Genomic DNA, 24,081 nt, shown 5'->3' on the forward strand with positions numbered 1-24,081 from the left:
TATAGCAGTATTATCGCTAAGGATTTCCGACATGGGCGACGGCATAGCCGGCAAGACCTCTCCGATGGAGCTTGACGAAGCACGGGCGCGCGAGCTCGAAGAGCAGTTCGATGCCGAAATCCGGTTTCGGCCGCTGGCGCCGCTTGTTGCGCGGCTGGTCGGAGCCTTGCTGATCGCGTTGTCCCTCTTTCATTATTACACCGCCGGCTTCGGCCTTCTGTCTGAGGTGCTGCATCGCGGCATCCACCTGTCTTTCGTCCTTGGCCTGATATTCCTGGTATTTCCCTTCTCAAGGCGCGGTTACGGCGAGCCGGCACCTTCGACTGTGTTGCGGCCGCTCGGCATTTCGCTTTTCGATTGGGCGCTGGCAATCGGTGCGGTCATCGCCGTCATGCACGTTCCATTCATTCCGCTCGATGACCTCGCCTTCCGTGTCGGAAATCCGACGCCGACGGATGTCGTGCTGGGTGGCGTGCTGGTTCTGGTCCTTCTCGAAGCAACGCGCCGCTCGGTGGGCTGGCCCTTGCCGATCATCGCCGTCCTGTTCATGGTCTACTCTCTGTACGGGCCGTCCATGCCGGGAATTCTGGTCCATCCCGGCGCGACCTTCTCGCAGTTGATCAATCACCTCTATCTGACCAGCCAGGGCATCTACGGCATCGCGCTTGGCGTCGTTGCCACCTACGTCTTCCATTTCGTGCTGTTCGGGGTGTTCGCGACACGTATCGGGCTCGGCCAGCTCTTTCTCGATTGCGCGGCATGGGTTGCTGGTCGTTACGCCGGTGGTCCGGCCAAGATATCGATTTTTGGATCGGCACTGTTTGGCATGATATCCGGCTCGTCCGTCGCCAATACGGTGACTGTCGGCTCGCTGACGATCCCGGCAATGATCCGGCTCGGCTACAAGCGCACATTTGCAGCGGCTGTCGAATCCGCATCGTCCACCGGTGGCCAGATTACCCCGCCGATCATGGGCGCCGCGGCATTCCTGATGATCGAGTTCCTTGATCTCCCCTACACGACGATCATCCTGGCGGCGATCGTTCCGGCCTTCATGCATTTCTTCGGTGTCCTGGTTCAGGTTCACTTCGAGGCGAAGCGGGAGGGTCTTCGAGGCATGACCGATGACGAAATGCCGGATCTGAAGGAAGCCTTAAAGCGCGACTGGCCGACCGTCATCCCGCTTGTCGTGCTGATTGGCATCCTGCTTTCCGGCTACACGCCTTACCTCGCTGCATTCTGGGGCATCACGCTTTGCATCGCCGTAGGCCTCATCAATCCGCGCCGGCGCATGTCGGTGACGGAAGTCTTCGAGGGTCTGCGGGACGGTGCAAAATACGCGCTGGCCGTCGGCGCGGCGGCGGCAACGGTTGGCATTATCGTGGGGGTCGTAACGCTGACCGGCGTCGGCTTCAAGATTTCCTATATTGTCACGACGACGGCGGCGGAAATGGCCAGCTGGGTCGGTACGATGGTTCCAGCCGCCTGGTTCGGACCGCAGACACTGACATTGTTATTCACCCTCATCATGACCGGTGTCGTCTGCATTCTGATGGGCTGCGGCATTCCGACGACTGCCAATTATATCATCATGGCAACGATTGCCGCCCCGACACTTGGCTTGCTCGGCGTTGAGCCGATCGTCGCGCATTTCTTCGTCTTCTATTATGGCGTCCTTGCCGACATCACGCCTCCCGTCGCGCTCGCGGCCTATGCCGCGGCCGGCATGGCGGGCGCCGATCCCTTCAAGACAGGCAACACCGCATTTCGCCTCGGTTTGGGAAAAGTTCTCGTACCGTTCGTGTTCGTGTTCTCGCCTTCCCTTCTGCTTGTGACCGCCAACTTCTCCTGGAGCAACTTCACGATCGCCTTCGTCGGGTGCGTCTTGGGGATTACATGCCTCGGTTCCGCCCTTTCCGGCTTCTTGCTTGTCAGAACCGTCTGGTGGGAACGAACACTCCTGATTTTAGCCGCGATCCTGTTGGTCGTTCCTGAACTTGTGTCGTCGCTGGTGGGGCTGCTTTTGGTCATTCCTGTCTTGGGTCGGCAGCTCACTGCGGTCCGCCGGGTGCACGCTTAAGAGGCGGCCAGCACCCCAACCGAGACCGCTGAGGAGTGGTCAACACGTAGCGGCGTCTGACATCAGGGCAGCGAAAGAATACCCATGCCAATTCCTTCCATTGCGTTGCACCTGCTTCAAACCTAGGTAGGAGCGATGAAGACAATCATCAGCCACAATGTCGCGAGGCCACAATGGGTTGGCTGATCGGCGGCGCGATAGTTTTGATAATCTTTTTGTTTTCGCGCAGAGCTAGCGCCGTTGTGGTCGCTTTGCTTGCCGTTGCCTGGGTCGGGTTTTGGCTCGCCACCGATCGGAAAAGCGAGCAGGAGCCCTCGAACCAGTCTGTCTCCATCTCAGCGAACTCCGATCCCCAGTTGTGCCCAAATCCAGATATGCCGGTCTCGGTCCGGATTACCAACCATGCGGACAGAGCCCTTGAGACTGTCTCGTTCAGCCTGGTTGCCAAGCAACGCAATTCGATCGTTTACAGGGCGTCCCATACGAGTGGTGAAGCCATCGCGCCGGGAGATACCTTCTCGACGTGTTACGGACTAAACCCGCTTTCCTTTGCGATCCGCACTGTCCGCTATGACCCGCGGGAATTGGATTGGACGGGCGAAACTTCCCTCACCCGGTTTGCAAGCCCGTAAGCCGCCAGCACCTAAGTTTTATCCCCCTTTTCCGGCGGCGGCCTGCTGGTGGACGCGCACCAGGGTGGTGTCGGGCGTCAAGACCAAAAAGCGATCACGAACTTGTGTTCGCGGCAAAGCGTAACGTCGGGCTCTCCCCATCGAATGGGTGGTTACGCAGCCGATCACCGGCCTGCGGACTTCAAAGAGGAGATCATCCATGAACCGTTCCACGCTCACCCTCGCCCTCGCCGGCTCGCTCGCATCGGCAATCGCATCCGTTTCCTTCGCCGCACCGCTGGCGCCGGAAAAGATGGTCGGCAACGAGAAATGCTATGGCATCGCACTGAAGGGTCAGAACGATTGCGCCGCCGGCCCCGGCACCACCTGCGCCGGCACCTCGACGGCCGACTATCAGGGCAATGCCTGGAAGGCCGTCCCCGCCGGCACCTGCACCTCGATGAATGTCAACGGCCACAAAGGCATGCTGCAGCCCATGAAGGGTTGATCCCCGGCGGAGGCCCGGTTTGGCCGGGCCTCCGCCTTATCCGTCGATACAGGGAGAACAGCAATGACCGTTTCCGCAAACCGCTCCACCGCCTTGCCGCCACGCGCCGGCCTCGGCCTCAAGCCGGAGCATTACGAAACCATTCTCGCCATCAAGCCGGATGTCGGCTTTTTCGAGGTCCATGCCGAAAACTACATGGGTGCTGGCGGGCCACCGCACCGCTATCTCGAGGCAGTCGCCGACCTCTATCCGCTGTCCCTCCATGGCGTCGGCCTGTCGATTGGTGCAGCGCGCGACCTCGACAGAGAACATCTGAAGCGGCTTCGTGACCTCATCGATCGTTACCGGCCGCAGAGCTTTTCGGAACATCTGGCCTGGTCGACCCACGAGACCGGCTTCCTCAACGACCTTCTGCCGCTGCCCTATACGGCCGAAACGCTGGCGCGGGTCGTCGACCATGTCGATGAGACGCAGCAATGGCTCGGCCGGCAAATGTTGCTCGAAAATCCGTCGACCTATCTATTGTTCTCCGAGAGCACGATCGAGGAAGTGGATTTCCTGACGGAGATCGCCGACCGCACCGGCTGCGGGCTGCTCCTCGACGTCAACAATGTCATGGTTTCGGCCGTAAACCACCGTCTCGATCCAGTCGCCTATATCGACCGTTTCCCGATCGAACTGGTTGGTGAAATCCACCTGGCCGGCTATGACGAAACCGTCGACAGCGTGGGTGACCGGCTGCTGATCGACGCCCATGGCAGCACCGTCAGAACCGATGTGGTGGAGCTTTACCGACACACTCTGTCCCGGAGCGGTCCCCTGCCGACATTGATCGAGTGGGACAACGACGTCCCGGATTTTGCCTCCCTTCGGGCAGAGGCGGTTCGCGCCGATGCCATGTTGAACGCTGCGGCCGTAAAACGCCGTGCCAACCGGGCGGCATGACCATGGGTTTCATCGAAAGCCAGGATGCCTTCGCCGTCGCCCTGCTGCATCCGGATCAGCCGCTTCCGCAAGGCATCACCACCGCCCGCGGTACAGCCGATCCATCGCGTTTCGCCGTCTACCGCAACAATGTCTATGTCGGGCTGACGACGGCACTCGGCCAGCGCTTCCCGGTGACGAAGCGGCTCGTCGGCTCCGAATTCTTTGCCGGTATGGCCCGCGCCTACGCCGCAGATCACAAGCCGGCCTCGCCACTGATCATGCACTATGGCGATGACTTCCCCGATTTCATCGCGGCATTTCCGCCCGCGGCTTCTCTCCCTTATCTTCCCGATGTCGCCCGCATCGAGGTTGCCTGGACCCGGGCCTATCATGCGGCGGACAGATTGCCGCTCGGCGTCACCGCACTTGCCAGCGTAGCGCCGGAGCGAATTTCCGACATGGCGCTTGTTCCACATCCCTCGGCCCGACTCGTCCGATCGGACTTTCCCGTGGGCTCGATCTGGAGCGCCCATCAGGGCGAGACCGTGGCAACGGTTGCCGACTGGCATCCCGAAGCGGCGCTGGTCGTGCGGCCGGCAATGCACGTCGAGGTCCATGTCCTACCTCCGCGGGACGCGGCGTTCGCGGCCTGCCTCCTTGAGGGGGCGACCCTCGGCGAGGCGGCGCAGACGGCACTCGCCGCCGCGCCCGATTTCGATTTCGGATCGGCTTTGATCGGTCTGATCGGCCTTGGCGTATTCAGCGCCTTTGAACCTGTTGAAGGAGAACATCCATGACCATCGAACGTGCTTCCTCCCGCGGTCTCGGCATAGCACTTGTCTCGCTTCATCATCGCGCCGAACACCTGCTCGCATCAATTCCACAGTCGCTGCCGCTGCTGGCGCTGCGCATCGGCCTGGCCATCCCGTTCTTCAAATCGGGGCTGACGAAGTGGGACGGATTCCTGACCCTCTCGACCGGCGCCAGATTTCTGTTCGAACAGGAATTCAAGCTGCATATATTCGGCAGCCAATTCTCCTACCCTATGCCGTTGACCATGGCGGCGGCGGCCGGGATTGCCGAACTTGCCCTGCCCGTCCTGCTGGTTCTCGGCCTTTTCACCCGCTATGCGGCTCTTGGCCTGCTCGCGATGACGGCAGTGATCCATCTCACTATTCCGGACGGCTGGGCCAACTTCCATCTTCCATGGGCCGCCATGGCACTGACGCTTGTGGTGTACGGCGGCGGCAGGATCGCACTTGATCCCTTGGTCAAACTTCGCAGCGAATGACGACGCTCGGCCCATCTCGAACCGGTAGAATACTCTCAATCCGCCTAACCTGGAGACGTCCCAAGGGCAGCGTCAATCGGTTAAGCTGTTCGACAGCTACGCTCCCTCAACCATGCATTCCGCCCAAAAAAATTCTTGACATTTGTAGGTCAAATGTCCTAAAAGGCTCTAGGTCAATCGTCCTAAATAAATGAATGCGCTTTCGGCAAGCGCATTCAGAGGAGCCGGAATTTGGTCGCCACGACTACGCGACAGCAGATTGTTGAAGCAGCCGACAAGCGCTTCTACGAGCGAGGTTTCGAGGCGACATCCTTCGCTGACATCGCGGCGGTCGTAGGGCTTTCGCGTGGGAACTTCTACTATCACTTCAAGACCAAGGACGAGATTCTCGAAGCCGTGATCGCCCATCGCCTTTCAAAGACAAGGGCGATGCTCGATGCGTGGGAGGTCGAGGGGAAAACGCCGACCGACCGCATCCGCAGCTTCATCAACATCCTCATCATGAACCAGGCGAAGATCATGGCCCATGGCTGCCCCGTCGGAACGCTATGTAATGAACTCGCCAAGCTCGATCATGTTGCCAAGAACAGAGCGGCCGAGCTGTTCACTTTGTTCCGCAATTGGCTGTCGCGCCAGTTCAGAGACATCGGCCATGACACCGGCGCCGATGAGTTCGCCATGCACATTCTCATGCGCAGCCAGGGTGTGGCCGCGCTCGCGACCGCGTTTCGCGATGAGGCGTTCGTGCGCCGTGAGGTTGAAGACATGTGCCAATGGCTGACAGCGCAGCAACCCACGTCATCACCCAAGTAGAAACCGTTTCCGTCCAGAATCCCGAGGGGTCGCCTATGTTCGTCGTCACGCTCAAATTCTCTGCCAACAAGGCTAAAGCGCCTGCTTCGATGGAAGGGCACAATGCCTGGCTCAAGCGAGGTTTCGACGAGGGCATTTTCCTCCTGAGCGGAAGCATTCAGCCAAGCGCAGGCGGCGCGGTTCTCGCCCACAATACCTCCCGCGCCGATCTGGAAACACGCGTTCAGCAAGACCCCTTTGTTGTGGAAGATGTCGTCACCGCCGACATCCTTGAAATCGCACCCGGCCGCACAGATGACCGCCTGGCTTTTCTCAAGGTTTGAGGTATGAGCGCGACGATCCCGGGGCCGGACGGGCAGCCTTTCGGCGTCCGACTGCGACCAAGCGGGCTTAGACCTCACCCGTATATTCGCCTCTCGCCGGGTAGTCGTTCTTGATCACGAAGTCCAACGCCTGCACCATCTCGGCGAAAAGTGGCCGCGCAAACGGCATGGATTGCACCGAGAGCCAATAGACGGTCTGGTCCGGTCTGATCAAGAATACGCCCGGCTCTGAAAAAAGCTCCGGCTCCTCGATGCCGATCGACGTTTTTCCGCGCGAGGCGGAGATATAGAGACCCCATTGCCGGGCCGTGCTCAAGGGCAGGCCATAACCGATACGCAGATGTTCTGCACCGATCTTGTCTGCCATTTGCCGGGCGCGTTCCTCCCCATCGGAGCTCATGGCAATTGTGTGTACGCCGCGCTCTTCGAAGGCCGGCGTCAGCCGTTCCAATTCCTTGAGATAATTTCCGCAGACGGGGCAGTGAAGGCCTCGATAGAAGCAGACGAGCGTCATGAGCGATGGGTTTTCGCGCGTGAGATCGAATTCTCCGTGCTGAAGAGTCTTGACGGTCAAATTGGGGGCCAGTGTTCTCGGGACCAACATCGATCAACTCCTTTAGGTGAAACTTCTGACGCCATGTTGACGTCACAGCGTGTGCATCCCATGATCACGATCATTATTGTCCAGAAATCATGATCCAAAGTCTGAAAATTCTTCCGAAAGTCGATCGCCTAACGGCCTTCTTTGATGCGTTCGAGCTGGAAGCCTCGCTGGAACCGCCACCGATCAGCGATGGCCGTGCCCGGCTGTTTGTAATTGGAGAACCGGGTGGCCCTGCCGAACGGATCGCCCTCCACCCACGGGGCGACACGTCTCCCGAGCCATCGGCTTTGATAACCGCGGCGGTCGATTTCGAGGGGACGCATAACCCACTGATGAACGCTTTGCCGGACCGGGTCGTCGTCGACGTCAATGACATTCCTACCCTTCGCGACACCACGGCCGCCTTCATGGCGGAAGCGGTGGAATCGCGCTGCGGACGAAGCGCCGCCCTTAACCGGCTTTGCGAAGTCATCGTCCTGCTTATCCTGAGGTCAGCGATCGACCGCGGGGCGACTGGACCGGGTTTGCTGGCGGGTCTGTCCCATCCAGCGTTACACCGGGCGTTAGTGGCAATGCATGATGCGCCAGCGCGAGCCTGGAACAGCGATGACCTTGCTTCGGCTGCGGGGATGTCGCGAAGCCATTTCATGGCCCTGTTTCGCGACGTGGTCGGCACGACGCCGCAGGCTTACCTGACCGGATGGCGTCTGATTCTTGCTCGACGGAAGCTCGATAAAGGAGCGAAAGTGAAGGCAGTGGCGCGTCAGGTCGGATTTGGCAGTGCGGCCGCATTCTCTCGCGCTTTCTTTCGAAAATTTGGCGACTGGCCATCAGTCCGATCCTAGGTGCGGGATCAAGCGCCCGCCTGTTCCTATGGTCTTCGCGCATCGACTGGTGTCGGACGGCAAAGGCGCCAGGCGGGGACGGAAACTCTCCTAGCCGCGAAGGGTAAACGCAGCGCGAAATGCCTCGAGGGCAATTTCCGGATCGCCCTTTGCAAAAGCCTCCATGCCGATAGGCCCACGATAACCCATCTCGTGGAGCGCGCGCGCTATCATCGGGTAATTGACCTCGCCGGTACCTGGCTCGCACCGACCGGGCACATCGGCCACCTGCACCTCGCCGATCCATGGGAGGCAGGCACGGCAGGTTTCGATCAGGTTCCCCTCGCCGATCTGCACGTGATAGAGGTCGAGGTTGAGGCGTAAACGCGGATGGTTGACCGACGCGACCAGAGCCAAGGTATCCTCGGCACGTCCGAACGGCGTGCCGGGATGATCAACCGGCAGATTGAGGTTTTCCAGCGTGAAGACAACATCTTCCTCCTCCGCCATGTCTGCGATGCGGCAAAGCGTGTCCCTTGCCTTCAGCCACATCCGTCCTGTCACCACATCGCTGGGGCGGGCCGGCAGCCCGCCCTCGCCAAGCCCGGTTCCATGCAGGTTGAGACGCGCGACGCCGAGCCGCTTGCCGACCATGGCCGTCTGGCGCGCGGAACGCAAAAGCTCGTCGGCGCCCTCGTCGTCGGCAAGCCGGCCGGTAAGGTAGCCGTTCATGATCGAGAACGTGGCCCCCGATCTCTCCAGCCCGGCGAGATCGTGGTCCGGCCAGTTCCATAGGCCGACTTGAAAGCCCAGGTCGGCCAACCGCGCGCAGCGCCACTCGATCGGCTTGTCGCGCCAGAGCATTTCCGCGCAGGCGGCGAGCGTGAAGGGCTGATCCATGTTTACTCTCTCGATTGTTATGGGGCGCAAGAAGGTGCGTCTTCAATCAGGCCTGGCGCTGCCGCAGGCTATGTCGGCAAGCGTGCCGGATGCCGATGACATCGGGCACGCCCTCACGGTTTCTGCCCTTCAATGCGGATGACAGCACCATTCGAGGCAGCCATGGCGTGAATGACCTTCTCGATGTCGAGCCCTTGGACGAAATCGGGACCTGCGTTCGGACCGCCAGCGATCGCCACCAGCAGGTCGCGCGCCTCGACCACCTTCTGCTCGTTGAAGCCGAAATTGTGCCCCGGCGCCGGGCAGAAGGCGGTAAAGTCCGGTTGCCCGGGTCCGGTCAGATGACGCACGAAGCCGGCCTCGCCGGCGCGATGCACCCACAATTCGTTCATGTTCTCCTGATCGAACACGATCGTGCCGTCGCTGCCATGCACCTCCCATTGCAGCCGGCACTTGCGGCCCCGCGCCACCCTGGAGGTGGCGAACGAACCCTGCGCGCCCGAGGCGAAGCGCAGGAGCGCCAGAGCACTGTCCTCGTTCTCGACCCGTTTCGGCCCATCCGGAGAGGGACGCGTGGGGATAGTGACCTGGGTCTGGGCGACCACATCGGTGACCGACCCCATCAACGCCAGCATATGGCTCACGAGGTGGCAGCCAAGGTCGCCGAGTGCGCCCAGTCCGCCACCCTCGTGAGTCATCCGCCACGACCACGGGAGGAGCGGGTCGGCCGAATAGTCTTCGTCATAGACGCCGCGGAAGGCGACCGGCCGCCCGATCGCGCCGTCGCGGATCAGGCCGCGCGCCGCCTGGAAGGCCGGGCTCCTAAGATAGTTGTAGCCGAGGATGGTCACCTGGCCCGGATGTGCGGCCGCCGTCGCCGCCATCGCCTCGGCGTCTACGAGCGTCAGCGCCATTGGCTTTTCCAGCCACACGTGCTTGCCGGCCCTGAGCGCTGCCTCGGCCATCGGGCGGTGCATGCCGTTCGGGGCCGTGATCGAGACGATGTCAACCTTGGGATCGGCTATCGCTTCCTCCCAGCGCGCGGTGGCGCGGGCGAAGCCGAACTGGCGGGCGAAGGCCTCGGCACTCTCCGGCGTGGCATCCGACAGGATTTCGAGCCGGTGATGCGCGCCGCCGAATACCGCGGCGACGTTGCGCCAGGCCATGGCGTGGCACTTGCCCATGAAGCCCGTGCCGATGAGGGCAACCCCGAGCGGACGTTGAGGCAATGAAGACGATTTATCCATTCGGGGTTACCTCAGATCGTTCCGTCGAGCGAGCCTTCAAGCTCGGCCATTTCCTGACCACCGGCCATTAGGTCCTGCAACTGGGCGGCAGTGATTTCGCCGCGCGTAGCGGTGCCGAGCGTCTGCCCGCGGTTGAGCACGGTGAAGCGGTCGCCCACGGCAAGCGCATGGCGGACGTTGTGGGAGATGAACACGACGCCTATTCCCTGAGCACGCACGCGCTTGATGGTCGCAAGCACATTGGCGGTCTGTCGCACCCCAAGCGCCGAGGTTGGTTCGTCGAGGATCAGCACCTTGGCTCCGAAATAGACGGCGCGCGCAATCGCCACCGTCTGCCGCTCGCCACCCGAAAGCGTGCCGACCGCCTGGTCGGGGCCGCGCAGGTTGATGCCCATCTTGCGCATTTCTGCCATGGTGATCTCGTTGGCGGTGTCGATATCGAAGCGCTTGAACAGGCCCCGTCCCTTGGTCGGCTCGCGTCCCATGAAGAAGTTGCGGGTCACGGACATCAGCGGGATCATTGCCAGATCCTGGAATACCGTGGCGATGCCGGCCTCCATGGCGTCGCGCGGGCTGTCGAAGGAAAGCGGCCTTCCCTCGAAAGTGATGGAGCCCTCGGTCGGCTTGTGCACGCCCGACATGGTCTTGATGAAGGTCGACTTGCCGGCACCGTTGTCGCCGAGCAGGCAATGGCATTCCCCGGCGAGCAGGTCGAAGGTCACGCCATTGAGCGCGATGACGTTGCCATAGTGCTTTTTGATGTTTTCCATATGGATGATAGGGGCGGACATCTCAGCGTTCTCCGGTCACACGTCGGCGGATGACGTTGTTGAAGATCACCGCGAGCAGCAGCATCGCGCCGAGGAAGACCTGGAACCAGTCCTGATCGAAGCGGGTATAGGTCAGCCCGATGGTGACCATGCCGAAGATGATCGCACCGAAAAACGCACCGATCGCGGAACCGTAGCCGCCGGTCAGGAGGCAGCCGCCGATGACCGCGGCGATGATCGCCTCGAACTCCTTCATGAAGCCGCGGCGGGCGTCCGTGGAACCGGCATCGATCACAGTGATGATGGCAACAAGCGCGGCGGCCATGGCCGTCAGCATGAACAGCGAGATCTTGACCCGACGTACGGGCACACCGGAATTCTGCGCCGCGAGGGCGTCACCGCCAGTGGCGAAGATCCAGTTACCGGCCGGCGTGCGCAGCAGGACATAGGTCGCGACCAGCGCAAAGGCGATGAACCAGATAATCTCGACCGGGATGCCCGGCACCTTTGGCACACCGGATTTGAAGCTGTCGACAAGACCCGCCTTTGCCAGCCATGTCAGAATAAATCCGAAGGCGTCGCCGGAAAAGATCGGCACCAGGAAATCCCCCTCGACCGCTTCGCGGATGCCGCGCAGCTGAGTGGAACCGCCGGTGAACATTTTCAGGCCGACCAGTGATGCGCCCCGCAGCACGAAAAGACCTGCGAGCGTGACGATGAATGAAGGCAGCCCGGTGCGCAGCACGATCAGCCCGTTGGTCACGCCAAGTGCCGCGGCGAGCCCCATCGTCAATGGTATTGCGATGATAAGCGGCATGCCGACATTGACGACGAAGACGCCAAAGACCATGCCCGCAAAGGCCACCATCGAGCCGATCGACAAATCGAATTCGCCGCCGATCATCAGCATGGCCGCGGCGATGCCGAGAATGCCAAGCTGTGCGGCCGGCGTCATGAAGTTCATGATCCCGGATAGCGTGAACATGGTGCGGTCTGCGGTCAGGAAAAAGAACACGGTGACGAGAACGACCCCTCCGATCGCCCCCAGTTCCGGCCGCTTCATGAGTTTCGTTGCGAAGGACTCGGTTTTGATCCGTTCGTCCGCTCGCGCCAGCGTTTCTGTCGACATTGACCTGTCTCCTGATCGGTGGCCGAGCCGCGACGTGGAACGCTGCGGCCCGGCAATCAACTGCGGTTAACGGATGCCTTTGGCCGAAAGATCGATGACCTTGGCGGCAGCCTCCTTGGTCACGAGGTTCGGTCCGGACGGAACGTCGCCACCTGGAACAAGGCCATACTGCGCATTGAGCGCGAGGAAGGCGACTGGCAGATAACCCTGCAGGAACTGCTGCTGGTCGATCGCGAATGCCGCCTTGCCGTCCGCGATGAACTTGAGAAAGCCGGCCGAAAGGTCGAAGGTGGAGATCAACACGCCGTTGCGTCCGACCGCCTGCGCCGCCTTGACGCTGGGCTCGCCAACGAGCGAGGCGTTGAGTGCCAGGATTACATTCAAGTCCGGATCGGATTCCAGCGCCGCGCGCACCTTGGCTTCGACTTCCGCCGGATCGTTGGTGGTCGGGAGCACTTTGACCGCCTTGCCAAAACCCTCCTTGAAGCCGGCGCAACGCAGGTCGAGCGAAACGTTACCGACTTCCTGGTTGACGCAAATGGCCTTTTTGCCGCCCAACTCCGCAAGCTTCTGACCGGCGACCTTCCCAGCGTCGAATTCCGATTGACCGACATGCAGCAACGCACCGAGCTTATGCGCGACGTCCGAACCGGAATTCATGGAAATGACCGGAATGCCGGCGGCAACTGCGCGCTTGATCGCCGGACCCAGCGCGTCGCCGTCAGGGATCGAGACGACGAGACCGTCGGGGTCCTGGTTGACGGCGGCGTCGATCATCTGGCCCATCTGGACCATGTCGAAGGTTTCCGGCGAGCGGAACTGGACTTTAACGCCTGTGTCCTTAGCCGCCTTTTCAACGCCGTTTTTTACCACCGACCAGAACGGATCGTTCGCCTGGCCGTGAGCCACGACGATGATGTCGGTCGCAAGGGCCGGACCGGCCATCGCGACTACCGCGGCGATGGCGACGGATGCTAATAATTTCTTCATGCTAACCTCCCGTTTAAGTTCCCCTTGGACGTCACTCCCGTACGTCCATTCCTCCGGCCAGGCAGGCCGGAACCGAAAGCCGGCGGCGACACCTCCCGTGCGCCGTGGCAATGCGTGCACGATGGCCGCGGCCACCGCACTGATGTTTTAAGGCGCCAGATCGACCGATTGGCCCGACCGTGCCGATTCGGTCGCAGCCTCGGCCATCGCCAGCGCCGCAACGCCGTCCGCCAGCGTGACCGGGATGGAGGCACCGTCGAGAATGGCGTGCAGGAAGGCATCCCATTCCGCAGCATAGGCGCGCATGTAGCGCTCAAGGAAAAAGAACTCCGGCTTGGCGCTTGTCACGCCGGCCTTCGTCGCCTTGGACACCGTGTTTTCGAGCACGTTTGCCGCCGACAGCAGGCCCTCAGCGCCCAGCAACTCGACACGCTGGTCATAACCGTAGACGGCGCGGCGGCTGTTCTTGATGACCGCGATGCGCCCGTCGGCATAAGTCAGCGTCACGACGGCGGTATCGACGTCGCCGGCCGCGCCGATTTCGGCATCGACAATCGACGTGCCAGTCGCGTGAAGGGTCTTCGGCGCATCTCCCATCAGGAAATTCGCCATGTCGAAGTCGTGGATCATCATGTCGCGAAATAGTCCGCCCGACACCTTGATATAGCTGACCGGCGGCGGAGCCGGGTCGAACGAGGTAATCGAAAGCAATTCCGGCTTGCCGATTTCGCCGGCGTCCAATGCCGCCTTGATCCTTGCGAAATTCGGATCGAAGCGACGATTGAAGCCGATCATGACCGGAACGCCGGTGGCCGAAGCCACCGCCAAGCATGCCTTGGCCCGCTGCAGCGAAAGATCCACCGGCTTTTCGCAAAGCACGGCTTTGCCGGCCTTCGCAGCCTCCTCGATCAAGTCGGAATGGGTATCGGTCGAGGTCGCGATCAGCACGGCGTCGATCGAAGCGTCCTTGAGGATCGCCTCGGAACTCAGTGCCTTCGCACCGTAGGAGCTGGCTAGAGACTGCGCAGCCTCTTGGTTGACGTCCGACACGGCGACCAGTTTGCTCCTGCCATGACCGGCAATATTAATGGCGTGCACACGGCCAATGCGGCCGGCACCGAGCAGTCCAATTCTCAGCACTGATATCCTCCTGAAAGCGGCCTCCCGCCGCCTTGGAATGGACTATCTCTACATTTGCTCGCGCGAGCAAGAAAAATCTGCTCCCGCGAGCAAAAAAGATGGGATAAACGAAAAAGGCGCTATCAATGGAGGCTAAACCAATACAAAACAGAGACGGGAGATCGGAATGCCAAACGAAAAGAGACCCCCTTTTGCCGAAAACGTCACGGCGGACGATGTCGCAATCGCCGCAGGCGTGTCGCGCTGGACGGTCAATCGCGCCTTCCGCAAGGATGCATCCATCTCGCCGAAAAGCCTCCAGAAAGTGATGGTTGCGGCAGAACGCCTCGGCTATCTGCCTGATCTGCGTGCCGCAAGCCTTGCCTCGGACCGATCCAACCTGGTAGCGCTGCTGATCGACGACTTCGCCAATCCGCACAAACTGGTCATGATGGAGCGCCTCACCCGTATCCTGCGGCGCGAGGGCTGGGATATCCTGCTGGTAAATACGCTGAACAGAGACGATGCAGGCCATGCGCTCTTGAATGCAAGCCAGCGGCGCGTCGACGCGGTAATCCTGATCGGCATCCAGTTTGACGACGACGTACTGGAAACCGCGCTCCAGGCTCGCCGCTTCCGCAAGCTGATCGTCTTCGCCCGCAGTTCGGAGAATCCGAACACTATCTCGATCGCGGTCGATGATGTCGGAGCAATGACCGAACTGGCGCGTTACGTGCATCGACGCGGATATCGACGTCCTCTATTCCTTGCAGGGCCGCAAAGCTATTCGGCACATCTGCTCCGGAAAGAAACATTTCTCGAATACTGGGGGAAACATTTCTCGTTCCGACCCGAGTCGGTGACGGTTCCTGCCTACGATCCCGCGCTGGCCGGAACTATCGTGATGGAAACGTTAAGCCATCGAGGGCCATCAGACTTGCCGGATGTGATCGTTTGCGAGAATGACGCCCTCGCCATGGGGGCAAGTGACGTTATTCGGCACAAGCTGGGACTGGAAATTCCCAAGGATATTGCCATCACAGGCTTTGACGACGTGCCCCAGGCGGACAATCCAAACTACCGCCTCACCACCTATCGGCAGCCCCTTACGGAAATGGTTGAATACCTCGTCAAGGTTTTGGCGGATCCGGAAGAGCGGGATCTCAATCGTCTTTTCACGGGAAGATTGATACCGCGACACAGCGCTTAGGGACTAACTTGACAATAAGAGGCCGCGAAGGTGCCCCCGCGATGAAACCCAGGCCTTGAGCCGTCGCATAAAGGTGAAACACCATCCCCTCCTCCAGCGCCCAGTCGGATGTGGGCAGTAGAACCCGCGAAAAGTCGCTGGTGCGGGGCGTGCGGGTATAGAGGCCCAGCGTATAGGCGGTGACGTTTTCGTAGGTCGGTCGCAGGCCCGTGTCGAGGGCACCTCGGCGCATGATCGCGTCAACGTCCCGCGCTATGGCACCCGGCTTCATCGCCAAGATCTGCCGATCCTGCAGCTCAATCAGCTTTCCCGCCGTAGCGGTAAGTACCGCGGAGGGAGCACCCACGACGATCGGCCGCATCATCCGCGCGCCATAGTTCCCGACGCGCGGAATGAGTTCGACATGCAGGACGTCGCCCTCCGCGATCGTTTCGGTCTTGAACGCGCCGTGCAGAAACTCGTGGCTGCCGGAGGCCTTGACGACCGGGCCCACTTCCCCGGTATCGGCACCTTCACGCAGGAAGACCTGCGAGGCGATTGCCGCCGCATCGCGGGTGGTCATTCCCGGACGAGCCTGCCTTGCGATCTCCAGCATCGTCTTGTCGGCGATTGCACATGCCTGGCGGAGGATGGCAATCTCCTCCTCCGACTTGACCCAGCGCAGGCTGTCGCTGAGCCCCGGCATGGGAATGAAGCGCGCCTCCGGCAGCAGCGCCGAAAGCCGCATGAAGGTCGCAGCACTCATGCTGTAGGAATTGGTATCGAGGCCGATGCGCGCACCGGCAAACCGGCGCTCGCGGATGCTTGCCGCGACGGCCGCTTGCGCTTCGTCGGTATCGACGAAACCGACCACGTCGGAAATCCAGCTCTTTTCCCGGCAGGGCGCCTGGTCCAGCGCCCGCAGCGTAAACCAGGCATCGCCCTCGCGCGGCAAAAAGGCGGCGCGGTACATGGTTTCGGAGACGGTGTAGCCGGTCAGCCAGGCTAGCAGTTCGCCGCTATCGACGAGCAGCAGATCGACGCCGGCGGATGCCATGGCGTCCCGGGCGCGTGCAATACGGCGATCGAATTCCGCCCGGGAGAACATGATCAGGCAACCTCGCAGATATCGAGGATGGTCAGCATGTAGACGCGGATCATGTCGAGATAGTCGACGATGTCGACACGCTCGTCGGGCATGGTGTTGTAACGGCCGCCGGGGCCGCACACGATACCTTCCATGCCGAGTTCCTTGTAGAGATGGCCGGCATCGGTACCGTAGAAGCGCGTCGGTGTGATCGCGCCGGTCGGTTGTTTTTCGCCGCGCACGGCTTCATAGGCCGCGTTGATCGATTTGACGATGCGCGATGTCGGCGAGACCTCGAAGGGCGGCATCAGCGGGCGACCCTCGATCAATTCCGGAACCAGCTTTGCCTTGAGGCCGGGGAAGCGGCCTTCGAGGGCCACCAGCTCCTTTTCGAGATCGGCCAGCACGCCCTCCTGCGTCTGCCCCGGCGCATAACGGCACGAGCCCTTGAGGCGGACGAAATCCGCCACCTGCGGCGGACGCCATTCTTCGAGACTGCGCCCGAGGGCGCCATGGACGACGCCGACATGGCCGCGGTTGATCGACCGGTGCACGTCGCTCCTGGCGCCGCTGAAGGTCATGGCGTTGATGCGCGGGATGATGTCGCAAGCCGCGGCGATCGCATCGACGGATTCCTCGCGCTTGGAGAGATGGCGCGTGTCGCCGGTCAATTCGATGACATAGCTGAGAGCTGCCGCGTGCATGGTGACGGCGACGAGATCGCTCGGTTCGCTGTTGATGAAATAATCCGCCTTGACACCGTGTCTGATCGCCGCAAGCGTGCCGACGCCGCCCTGCAACTCGCCGACCACGAAGGTCAGGATAACGTCGCCCTTGAGCTTGACGCCGGCATCGAGCAGCGTCTTGACCGCGCAGAAATAGGCGGCATCACCGGCCTTCATGTTCGACACACCGATACCGTAGATGAACTTGTCATCGACGAGGCCGGCATAGGGATCGACCGTCCAGCCTTCGGTGACCGGATTGGTGTCGAGATGGCCGTTGAACAGCAGGCTCTTGCCGCCGCCGGTACCCCTGAGGCGTCCGATCGTGTTGAAGCGGCGGCCTTCGTCGAATGGCTGCAATTCGGCTTCGACCCCGATCTTTTCCAGTTCGCCGGCCATGTAGCGCGCAAGATCACGCTCGCCATCGGTTTCCGAATGGCTCTTGTGCTGGACCATCTTCGATAGGAAATCGAGGCAGGCCTTTTCGTTGATCCGATCCACCAGGGATTTCGGGTCCATTGTCATGCTCCTTGATGCATTGTCATAGGTATTGGCCCGCCGCGCGCGGCACCGCCTCGATCAGGCGGCGGGTATATTCGGCGCGATCCTGGCTATCGATGTCTGCTGCCGGTGCGATCTCGACGAGATTGCCGCGATACATCACGGCGATCCGGTGGGCGATCTGGCGGATAAGGTTGAGGTCGTGGGTAATGAACAGATAGGCGGTGCCGCTGGCCTTCTGCAGCTCCAGCAGCAGCTGGACGATGGACGCCTGCACCGACACGTCGAGTGCGGAAGTGATCTCGTCGCAGATCACCAATTTCGGCTTGGAGGCAAACGCACGGGCGATCGCCACGCGCTGTTTCTCGCCGCCCGACAGCTGATGCGGATACCGCTGGGCATGGGTGCGCGGCAGGCGCACCTGCTCCAGCATGTCGCCCACCTTCTGGTCGAGATGAGACGCGTCCCCGAACAGCTTCAGCGGCCGCGACAGGATCTCGCTGATCTTCTGGCGGGGATTGAGCGAGGCGTCGGGGTGCTGGAAGATGATCTGCACATCCTTGCGATAGGCATTGTCCATGTCGCCAAGGTTCCTGATCTCGCGACCGTCGAACCAGATCTTGCCCTCGAAGCGGTTGAGACCGGTCATCGCCTTCGCCAGGGTCGATTTACCGGAGCCGGATTCACCGACGATGCCGAGAACCTCCCCCGGATTGATGCTGAGGCTGATGGCATTGTTGCCGGCAACGCGTTCGGTGGCGCGGCCGGTGAGTGCTGCCAGAAACGGCTTGCGGCCATAATGGACGCTGACGTTTTCGACCCGCACCAGCGGCTTGTCCGTGTCAACGACAATGTCACCGACCAGCCTGCGGGCCGGATCGGGAACCGCCGCGATCAGCTCGCGGGTATAATCCTGCTGCGGATTGGCAAAGATATCGCGCACCGCGCCCTGCTCGACGATGTCGCCGCGACGGATGACGGCGACGCGGCTGGCCGTGCGCGACACCAGCGCCAGATCGTGGGAAATGTAGAGCGAGGCGACGCCGGTCTCGGCCTGCAATTCCACGAACAGGTCGAGGATCTGGCATGAGGTGATGACGTCGAGCGCCGTCGTCGGTTCATCGAAGATGATGCATTCGGGATTGCACGCAAACGCGGATGCGATGACGACGCGCTGCTTCTCGCCGCCCGATGCCTCGTGCGGCATGCGGTTCATCATCGCTGCCGGCGTCTTCAGGCCAACGCGATCAAGCATCGCCTCGCCTTCTTTCCAGGCCTGCTTCCGTGTCAGCCCGCGGTGACGGACCAGCACTTCGGCGAGCTGGGTGCCGAGCGACAGAGTCGGGTTGAGCGACGTGCTCGGATCCTGGAACACCATGCTGATGCGCCGGCCGCGAAAGGCCTCGATCTGGGCATCGGTCTTTTCGAGCAGGTTCTCGCCGCTCAGCAGGATACGGCCACCTGGTTCGCGCGCGTTCTTGGGCAGATAGCGCATGATCGACCAGGCAAGCGAGGTCTTGCCGGAACCGGATTCACCGACCAGGCCGAGGATTTCGCCGCGGTGGACGGAAAGGTCGATGTTCTTGAGCGCATGGAAGACGCCGGAGGCCGTGTCGTAATCCAACGAGTAATTCTCGATCGCGAGAACCGGAGTTTCTGGTTTTGTCGTCATGGTGGTGGCCTCAGGTTCGCGGATTGAGGGCATCGCGAAGACCGTCGCCCAGAAGGTTGAAGCCGACGGCGACGACGGCGATCGCCACGCTCGGCCAGATCAGGATGCCGGCACTCAGGTGCATGTAGCGGCGCGCCTCCGAGACCATCAGGCCCCATTCGGCCGCCGGCGGCTGTGCGCCGAGACCGAGAAAACTGAGCGTCGCAAACAGCATGACCGCAAAGGAAATGCGGATTGTCATCTCGACGATGATCGGCGCAATGACGTTCGGCAGCATTTCCCGCAGGATGATGTAGGCAGAGCTTTCGCCACGAGCGACCGCCGCATTGACATAATCCTGCTTGCGCACCGACAGCGCGACGCTGCGGGTGATACGGGCCATGCCCGGCGCGAACGCGATGGCAACGGCGATCAGTGCGTTGACCGTGCTGGACCCCAGGAGGTTGACCACCAGAAGCGCAAACAGCAGGCTCGGGATCGACATGACGGCGTCGATGGTGCGCATGATCAGTTCGTCCGCCCGGCCGCCGAGGAAGGCGGAGGTGGTGCCGACGAAGGCGCCGAGCAGCGTGCCGGCGATGGTTGCGAGCACGGCCATGACGACGGTGGCGCGGGCGCCGATCAGCAGGCGGCTGAAGATGTCGCGGCCGTATTGATCAGTTCCCAGCCAATAGGCAGCGCTCGGGCCCTTGTATCGCGTAAGCGGTGCAAGAGTTTCCGGGTCGTGCGGCGCGAGCATTGGTCCGAACAGCACGATCACCAGCACCAGCAGGACAAGCAACACGCCGATCGCGCCCTGCGGCGTGCGCAGGAGGCGTTTGATGAAATCAGTCATACTGGATCCTCTTGTCGAGCCAGGCATAGAGGATGTCGGCGATGAAATTGACGATCGAATAGGTGGCAGCCATGATCAGCACGCCGGCCTGGATGGCCGGCAGGTCACGCGCCTGGATCGCCACGATCAACTGGCGGCCGATGCCGGGAATGGCAAAGATCTCTTCGACGACGATGACGCCACCGAGCAGGTAACCCACATCGAGCGCAACGATGGTGATGGTCGGCAACAGCGCATTGCGCAGCGCGTGGCGACGCAGGACTTGTCCGCGTGAAATCCCCTTCAGCCGGGCGGCGCGGATATAATCGGTGTGCAGCACATCGACGAGTTCCGAGCGAACCATCCGCGAGACGTGAGCAATCAGGATCACCGAAATGACGCAGACCGGCAGGACCAGATGGGCGATGCCGCCCGCAAAATTTTCGGTAAGCGGCACATAGCCGGTCGGCGGCAACCATTTCATCAGGTCGGCGAAGACGAGGACGGCGACCGTTGCGGTGACGAATTCGGGTAGCGCCACGCCGGCATAGGAGATCAGGCTGACGACCATGTCGGCGATCTTGCCGCGACGGACGGCGGCGATGATGCCGAGCGGAATGGCAAGAACCAGCATCAGGCCGATCGACAGGAAGGCCAAAAGCAGCGAGCGTCCGAGGGCCTCGAACATGACCGGGCCGACGGGCTGGCCGGTGCGAAGCGAGGTGCCGAGATCGCCCTGCAGCACGTGGCCGAGCCAAATTGCATATTGCTGCCACACCGGAGCGTTGAGCCCCATGTTTTCGCGCAACGCCGCGAGGGCGTCCTGTGTCGCATTCTCGCCCAGCATCATGACGGCCGCATCGGCCGGCAGGATCTGGGTGATGGCGAAGACGATGAGCGATACGATGAAGAGCGTATAGACGATCATCACCAGCCGCTTGGCTATATAGTTCGGCGACACGGTCGTGTTCCTTGTTCGACTGGCCGGACGCCCAAAGAGCGCCCGGCATTGTTCGGGGTCAGCCGCGCTTGGGCGCCTTGTCGGTCAGGGAGGCGTAGTCGAGGCGGAAGACCGAGGCGCGCGGATGCGCCTGGTAACCGCTGACCCAGCTACGCTTGGCCGACAGCACATCGAAGAAGGACGGGATGATCGAGGGTACTTCCTCGTTCATCAGCTCCTGGGCCTTGGTGTAAAGCTCGGTGCGCTTGGCCGCGTCGATCGTGCCGCGGGCTTCGGCGACCAGGGCGTCGAAGGCCTTGTTGTTCCAGCGCGTCTCGTTCCAGGAGGCATCCGAGGTATAGAGAAGCTTGAAGATTCCGTCCGGGGTCGGCTGCATGTTGTAGAAGCCGACATAGAAGCTGCCCTTCTTCCACACCTGCTCCAGATAGGTGGCATGCGGCATCGTCTGGACGTTGATGGTAATGCCGGCTTCCTTGGCCATTTCCTTGAGGGCGACCGCAAGCTGGGTGCGCACCGCCGGGCGGTCGGAGGCGATGAGCGTCGCTTGCAGGCCATTCGGGAAACCGGCTTCCGCAAGCAGCTTCTTGGCTTCTTGGATATTCTTCTGGCGCTGTTTGGCAGCCTTGAAGAACTGGTAGGACGGGTTCAGCGGCGTGTCGTTGCCCGGCGTGCCAAATCCTTCGGTCACGAAGTTGACCATCGCCTCGCGATCGACCGTGAGCGCGATCGCACGGCGGACGCGCGCGTCGTTGAACGGTGCGGTGTCGCAACCGAAGTTGATGTTGCAGAACTGGCCGGACGGCGTGCGCAGGACCTCGACGCCGTCATTGCCGTCAAGCCGCAGGTATTCGGTCGGCTGCAGCGTCGAGATGATGTCGACATTGCCGGCGATCATCGCCGAGCCTTCGGCGGAGATATCCGGGAATACCTGGACCTCGATACGATCGAGATAGGGGCGTGCCGGGTCGTAATAGTTCGGGTTGCGTTCGACGACGATCAGGCGGTCCGGCTCGTAGGATACCAGCTTGAACGGGCCGGTGCCCACAGCCTTGGTGGAAAGGCTCTTGAGGTCACCGGTGGCGATCGAGGCCGGAATGATGCGAGCGTTGGTGTAGGCCATGGCGACCGGCAAGTCGGCATAGGCGCCGGACAGCTTGAACAGCACCGTCGTATCGTCGACGGCGACGATGTCGGAGATCGGGCCGACATTGTTGCGGCCGGGCGACGCGGTTGCCGGATTGAGGATTGCCTTGAAGGTGGCGACGACGTCCTTTGCCGTGAACGGCGAGCCGTCATGGAAGGTGACGCCCTTGCGCAGCTTGAACGTCCATTCCGTCAGGCCGTCATTGGGCGTCCAGCTTTCGGCCAGATCCGGCTCGACCGACATGTCGACCTTCAGGCGCGTCAGGTTGCTGTAGAGCAGTTCGGTCACCAGGTATTCCGGATTGACGCGGGTCAAAAGCGGATGGATGACGCTTGCAGCCTGGTCAACGGAGATGCGCAGCGTGCCGCCCTTGGCCGGCTTTGCGGTCTGCGCCAGGCCAAGCGCCGGTGCAGCAAAGACGGCGGCGGTGCCGGCGAGGAAGAAGCGACGTTTCATTTCCAGCATTTTTCAGTTCCCTTATGGTTCAGGCGCGGTTTTCAGGAATGGCGTCGGCGGCAAAGTCCGCCGCGAGATAGGCCAGTATGCTTTTCGCCAGGGCGATGATGTCCTGGCGGGTGGTATGCTCTTCAGGACTGTGGATGCAGCTTTCCGGGCGGCCGAGCCCGCCCAGCAGCACCTCCTGTGCAAAGCCGGACTTCTGCACGTAGCCGAAATCGGAGCAGCTTACGGCGCCCCATTTTTGAAAGTCTTCCGGCTTGTAGCCGAAGCCCAGCGACAGCGCCTTCTGCCAGCGTGGCCAATGCGGACCTTCCGGATCGTCCGTCGGGATGAGGTGGCCGACAAGGTCCGTTTCGAGCCCCAGCCCCGTGCCGGCAATGCTGTCGCGGATCAGGCTTTCGATCTCGTCGCGCGCGACCTCATAGTTTTCTTCCGGAGCGTAACGCCGGCTCACGAGAATCTTGATCTCCGCCGGCACCTGTCCGCCGGCGGTTCCGCCGTTGACGGCGGAAATCGAAAGCTGCGGTCGCAGCGGACCTGATGCGTGCGGCGGCGGAGTCAGCGCGGATGCCCGCCTGGCCACGTCCGGCTTCAATGCCATCAAGGCATTGAGCATGGGCAAGGCGCCTTCGATAGCATTGATGCCGATGCCGGTGCGATTGCCTTCGCCCGCATGAACAGCGTGCCCCCTGATCGTCACCTGCAGATGGAAGACACCGAAGCAGCCAGCCCAGATGCGCGGCGCCGCGGACCCGTTGAAATTGAGGATATGACCTTTCAACATGCCCTGCTCCGCCAGATAGCGAATGCCGGGATAGAGGCCCCCTTCCTCATCGGTGCACAGCAGCAGCATCGGATCGTAATAGAGAGGCAGCCCGCATTTTTTGGCAGCCCGCAACGCCAGCAGCGTTGCTGCGATCGTGCCCTTCATGTCGGCTGCGCCGAGCCCGAACAGATCGTCACCTTCGACCGTCAGCTTCAGCGGATCGCGTACCCAGCCAGGCGCGGCCGGGACCGTGTCGACATGATAATAAAGACCGCAGACGGGCTTTCCCGTTCCGCGGGTGGCAATGAGGTTGGTCCGCTCGCCGGATGCCGGCCCACCGGCCACGTACCAAAGATCACGCGGCACGACGACCCGCTCAAACGCAAACCCAAAGGGCGAAAGCAGTTCTGCCATCAGATCGGCAAAAGCGTCATAGCCCCGGCCCGGCGGGAATGAGGTGTCAACTTCGATCATCCGGGCCAGATCATCGACAGCAACCTCGACATCCCGCTCAATCGCTGCCATGGCAGGTCCAAGGATCTGTTGCGAAGAAGGTGGCTGCGGCGCGTTCATGGCAGTGTCCTCGGTACCCGTCGCGCCGGCCTCCCCAGCTTGCGCTTTAATATA

The 24,081-nt window shown here is 61.7% G+C and carries 25 protein-coding genes; 10 read left to right on the plus strand and 15 right to left on the minus strand.

Annotated features, from left to right (window positions below):
* Window positions 1-31 precede the first annotated feature (31 nt).
* Together C5J24_RS11150 and C5J24_RS11155 are read left to right on the plus strand one after the other, a co-directional pair.
* The gene (locus C5J24_RS11150) at window positions 32-2,080 is read left to right on the plus strand and encodes a TRAP transporter permease (protein ID WP_105417876.1); all 2,049 of its coding nucleotides are present in this window, start codon (window positions 32-34) and stop codon (window positions 2,078-2,080) included.
* 173 nt (window positions 2,081-2,253) lie between these two features.
* Entirely contained in the window at window positions 2,254-2,712 is a 459-nt protein-coding gene (locus C5J24_RS11155) for a hypothetical protein (protein ID WP_105417878.1), read from the plus strand.
* Between the two features lie 18 nt (window positions 2,713-2,730).
* Here C5J24_RS11155 and C5J24_RS31810 read toward each other — a convergent pair whose 3' ends face one another.
* Complete coding sequence (locus tag C5J24_RS31810) at window positions 2,731-2,913, minus strand: hypothetical protein (protein WP_172723919.1); 183 nt, start codon at window positions 2,911-2,913, stop codon at window positions 2,731-2,733.
* On the opposite strand from C5J24_RS31810, the gene C5J24_RS11160 reads away from it, so the two are divergent.
* The 6 genes from C5J24_RS11160 to C5J24_RS11185 all read left to right on the plus strand — a co-directional run bounded on the left by C5J24_RS11160 (window position 2,912) and on the right by C5J24_RS11185 (window position 6,553).
* Window positions 2,912-3,199: a DUF2282 domain-containing protein gene (locus tag C5J24_RS11160; protein ID WP_046665609.1), complete on the plus strand. Its 288-nt coding sequence runs from the start codon at window positions 2,912-2,914 to the stop codon at window positions 3,197-3,199. The genes C5J24_RS31810 and C5J24_RS11160 overlap by 2 nt on opposite strands.
* A gap of 63 nt (window positions 3,200-3,262) precedes the next feature.
* Window positions 3,263-4,144 (plus strand): DUF692 domain-containing protein, encoded by an 882-nt coding sequence (locus C5J24_RS11165; protein WP_105417880.1) that lies wholly within the window; start codon window positions 3,263-3,265, stop codon window positions 4,142-4,144.
* A complete protein-coding gene (locus tag C5J24_RS11170; RefSeq protein WP_105417882.1) occupies window positions 4,141-4,923 on the plus strand; it encodes a DUF2063 domain-containing protein in 783 nt (260 codons plus the stop codon). Before C5J24_RS11165 ends, C5J24_RS11170 begins: the two co-directional genes overlap by 4 nt.
* Window positions 4,920-5,417: a DoxX family protein gene (locus C5J24_RS11175; RefSeq protein ID WP_105417884.1), complete on the plus strand. Its 498-nt coding sequence runs from the start codon at window positions 4,920-4,922 to the stop codon at window positions 5,415-5,417. The genes C5J24_RS11170 and C5J24_RS11175 overlap by 4 nt, the downstream gene beginning before the upstream one ends.
* A 231-nt stretch (window positions 5,418-5,648) precedes the next feature.
* On the plus strand, window positions 5,649-6,230 hold the full coding sequence (locus C5J24_RS11180) for a TetR/AcrR family transcriptional regulator (protein ID WP_105417886.1): 582 nt from the start codon (window positions 5,649-5,651) through the stop codon (window positions 6,228-6,230).
* A 35-nt stretch (window positions 6,231-6,265) separates the two neighbouring features.
* Complete coding sequence (locus C5J24_RS11185; RefSeq protein ID WP_105417888.1) at window positions 6,266-6,553, plus strand: YciI family protein; 288 nt, start codon at window positions 6,266-6,268, stop codon at window positions 6,551-6,553.
* 67 nt (window positions 6,554-6,620) lie between these two features.
* On the opposite strand, the gene C5J24_RS11190 is transcribed toward C5J24_RS11185, so the two are convergent.
* Window positions 6,621-7,157, minus strand: coding sequence for a peroxiredoxin-like family protein (locus C5J24_RS11190; RefSeq protein WP_105417890.1), 537 nt, complete (start codon window positions 7,155-7,157; stop codon window positions 6,621-6,623).
* Window positions 7,158-7,246: 89 nt separating this feature from the next.
* On the opposite strand from C5J24_RS11190, the gene C5J24_RS11195 reads away from it, so the two are divergent.
* The gene (locus tag C5J24_RS11195) at window positions 7,247-8,002 is read left to right on the plus strand and encodes an AraC family transcriptional regulator (RefSeq protein ID WP_105418030.1); all 756 of its coding nucleotides are present in this window, start codon (window positions 7,247-7,249) and stop codon (window positions 8,000-8,002) included.
* Between the two features lie 90 nt (window positions 8,003-8,092).
* Here C5J24_RS11195 and C5J24_RS11200 read toward each other — a convergent pair whose 3' ends face one another.
* From C5J24_RS11200 to iolG, 6 genes are all read right to left on the minus strand, one after another.
* Window positions 8,093-8,881 (minus strand): TIM barrel protein, encoded by a 789-nt coding sequence (locus C5J24_RS11200; RefSeq protein ID WP_105418032.1) that lies wholly within the window; start codon window positions 8,879-8,881, stop codon window positions 8,093-8,095.
* 113 nt (window positions 8,882-8,994) lie between these two features.
* On the minus strand, window positions 8,995-10,128 hold the full coding sequence (locus tag C5J24_RS11205) for a Gfo/Idh/MocA family protein (RefSeq protein ID WP_105418034.1): 1,134 nt from the start codon (window positions 10,126-10,128) through the stop codon (window positions 8,995-8,997).
* 11 nt (window positions 10,129-10,139) lie between these two features.
* Complete coding sequence (locus C5J24_RS11210; RefSeq protein WP_105418036.1) at window positions 10,140-10,919, minus strand: ATP-binding cassette domain-containing protein; 780 nt, start codon at window positions 10,917-10,919, stop codon at window positions 10,140-10,142.
* 1 nt (window position 10,920) lies between these two features.
* The gene (locus C5J24_RS11215) at window positions 10,921-12,027 is read right to left on the minus strand and encodes an ABC transporter permease (RefSeq protein ID WP_105418038.1); all 1,107 of its coding nucleotides are present in this window, start codon (window positions 12,025-12,027) and stop codon (window positions 10,921-10,923) included.
* A gap of 66 nt (window positions 12,028-12,093) precedes the next feature.
* Entirely contained in the window at window positions 12,094-13,017 is a 924-nt protein-coding gene (locus C5J24_RS11220) for a sugar ABC transporter substrate-binding protein (RefSeq protein ID WP_105402613.1), read from the minus strand.
* Window positions 13,018-13,164: 147 nt separating this feature from the next.
* A complete protein-coding gene (iolG, locus tag C5J24_RS11225; RefSeq protein ID WP_105418041.1) occupies window positions 13,165-14,157 on the minus strand; it encodes an inositol 2-dehydrogenase in 993 nt (330 codons plus the stop codon).
* Window positions 14,158-14,323: 166 nt separating this feature from the next.
* On the opposite strand from iolG, the gene C5J24_RS11230 reads away from it, so the two are divergent.
* On the plus strand, window positions 14,324-15,346 hold the full coding sequence (locus C5J24_RS11230; protein WP_105402611.1) for a LacI family DNA-binding transcriptional regulator: 1,023 nt from the start codon (window positions 14,324-14,326) through the stop codon (window positions 15,344-15,346).
* Here the strand turns inward: C5J24_RS11230 and C5J24_RS11235 are convergent.
* The 7 genes from C5J24_RS11235 to C5J24_RS11265 are packed head-to-tail and all read right to left on the minus strand — an operon-like array spanning window position 15,312 to window position 24,027.
* Window positions 15,312-16,433 (minus strand): Xaa-Pro peptidase family protein, encoded by a 1,122-nt coding sequence (locus C5J24_RS11235; protein WP_245446616.1) that lies wholly within the window; start codon window positions 16,431-16,433, stop codon window positions 15,312-15,314. The two genes, C5J24_RS11230 and C5J24_RS11235, sit on opposite strands and share 35 nt — an antisense overlap.
* A 2-nt stretch (window positions 16,434-16,435) precedes the next feature.
* Entirely contained in the window at window positions 16,436-17,656 is a 1,221-nt protein-coding gene (locus C5J24_RS11240; RefSeq protein WP_105402609.1) for a M20 family metallopeptidase, read from the minus strand.
* Window positions 17,657-17,678: 22 nt separating this feature from the next.
* Complete coding sequence (locus tag C5J24_RS11245; RefSeq protein ID WP_105402608.1) at window positions 17,679-19,310, minus strand: ABC transporter ATP-binding protein; 1,632 nt, start codon at window positions 19,308-19,310, stop codon at window positions 17,679-17,681.
* Between the two features lie 10 nt (window positions 19,311-19,320).
* Entirely contained in the window at window positions 19,321-20,145 is an 825-nt protein-coding gene (locus C5J24_RS11250; protein WP_105402607.1) for an ABC transporter permease, read from the minus strand.
* Window positions 20,138-21,085: an ABC transporter permease gene (locus tag C5J24_RS11255; RefSeq protein ID WP_105402606.1), complete on the minus strand. Its 948-nt coding sequence runs from the start codon at window positions 21,083-21,085 to the stop codon at window positions 20,138-20,140. Before C5J24_RS11255 ends, C5J24_RS11250 begins: the two co-directional genes overlap by 8 nt.
* Window positions 21,086-21,143: 58 nt before the next feature.
* Window positions 21,144-22,694, minus strand: coding sequence for an ABC transporter substrate-binding protein (locus C5J24_RS11260; RefSeq protein WP_105402605.1), 1,551 nt, complete (start codon window positions 22,692-22,694; stop codon window positions 21,144-21,146).
* Between the two features lie 19 nt (window positions 22,695-22,713).
* Complete coding sequence (locus C5J24_RS11265) at window positions 22,714-24,027, minus strand: M20 family metallopeptidase (protein WP_105418043.1); 1,314 nt, start codon at window positions 24,025-24,027, stop codon at window positions 22,714-22,716.
* Window positions 24,028-24,081 lie beyond the last annotated feature (54 nt).

Origin of the sequence: Neorhizobium sp. T25_27 (assembly GCF_002968565.1) — a bacterium.
Classification (GTDB): domain Bacteria; phylum Pseudomonadota; class Alphaproteobacteria; order Rhizobiales; family Rhizobiaceae; genus Neorhizobium; species Neorhizobium tomejilense.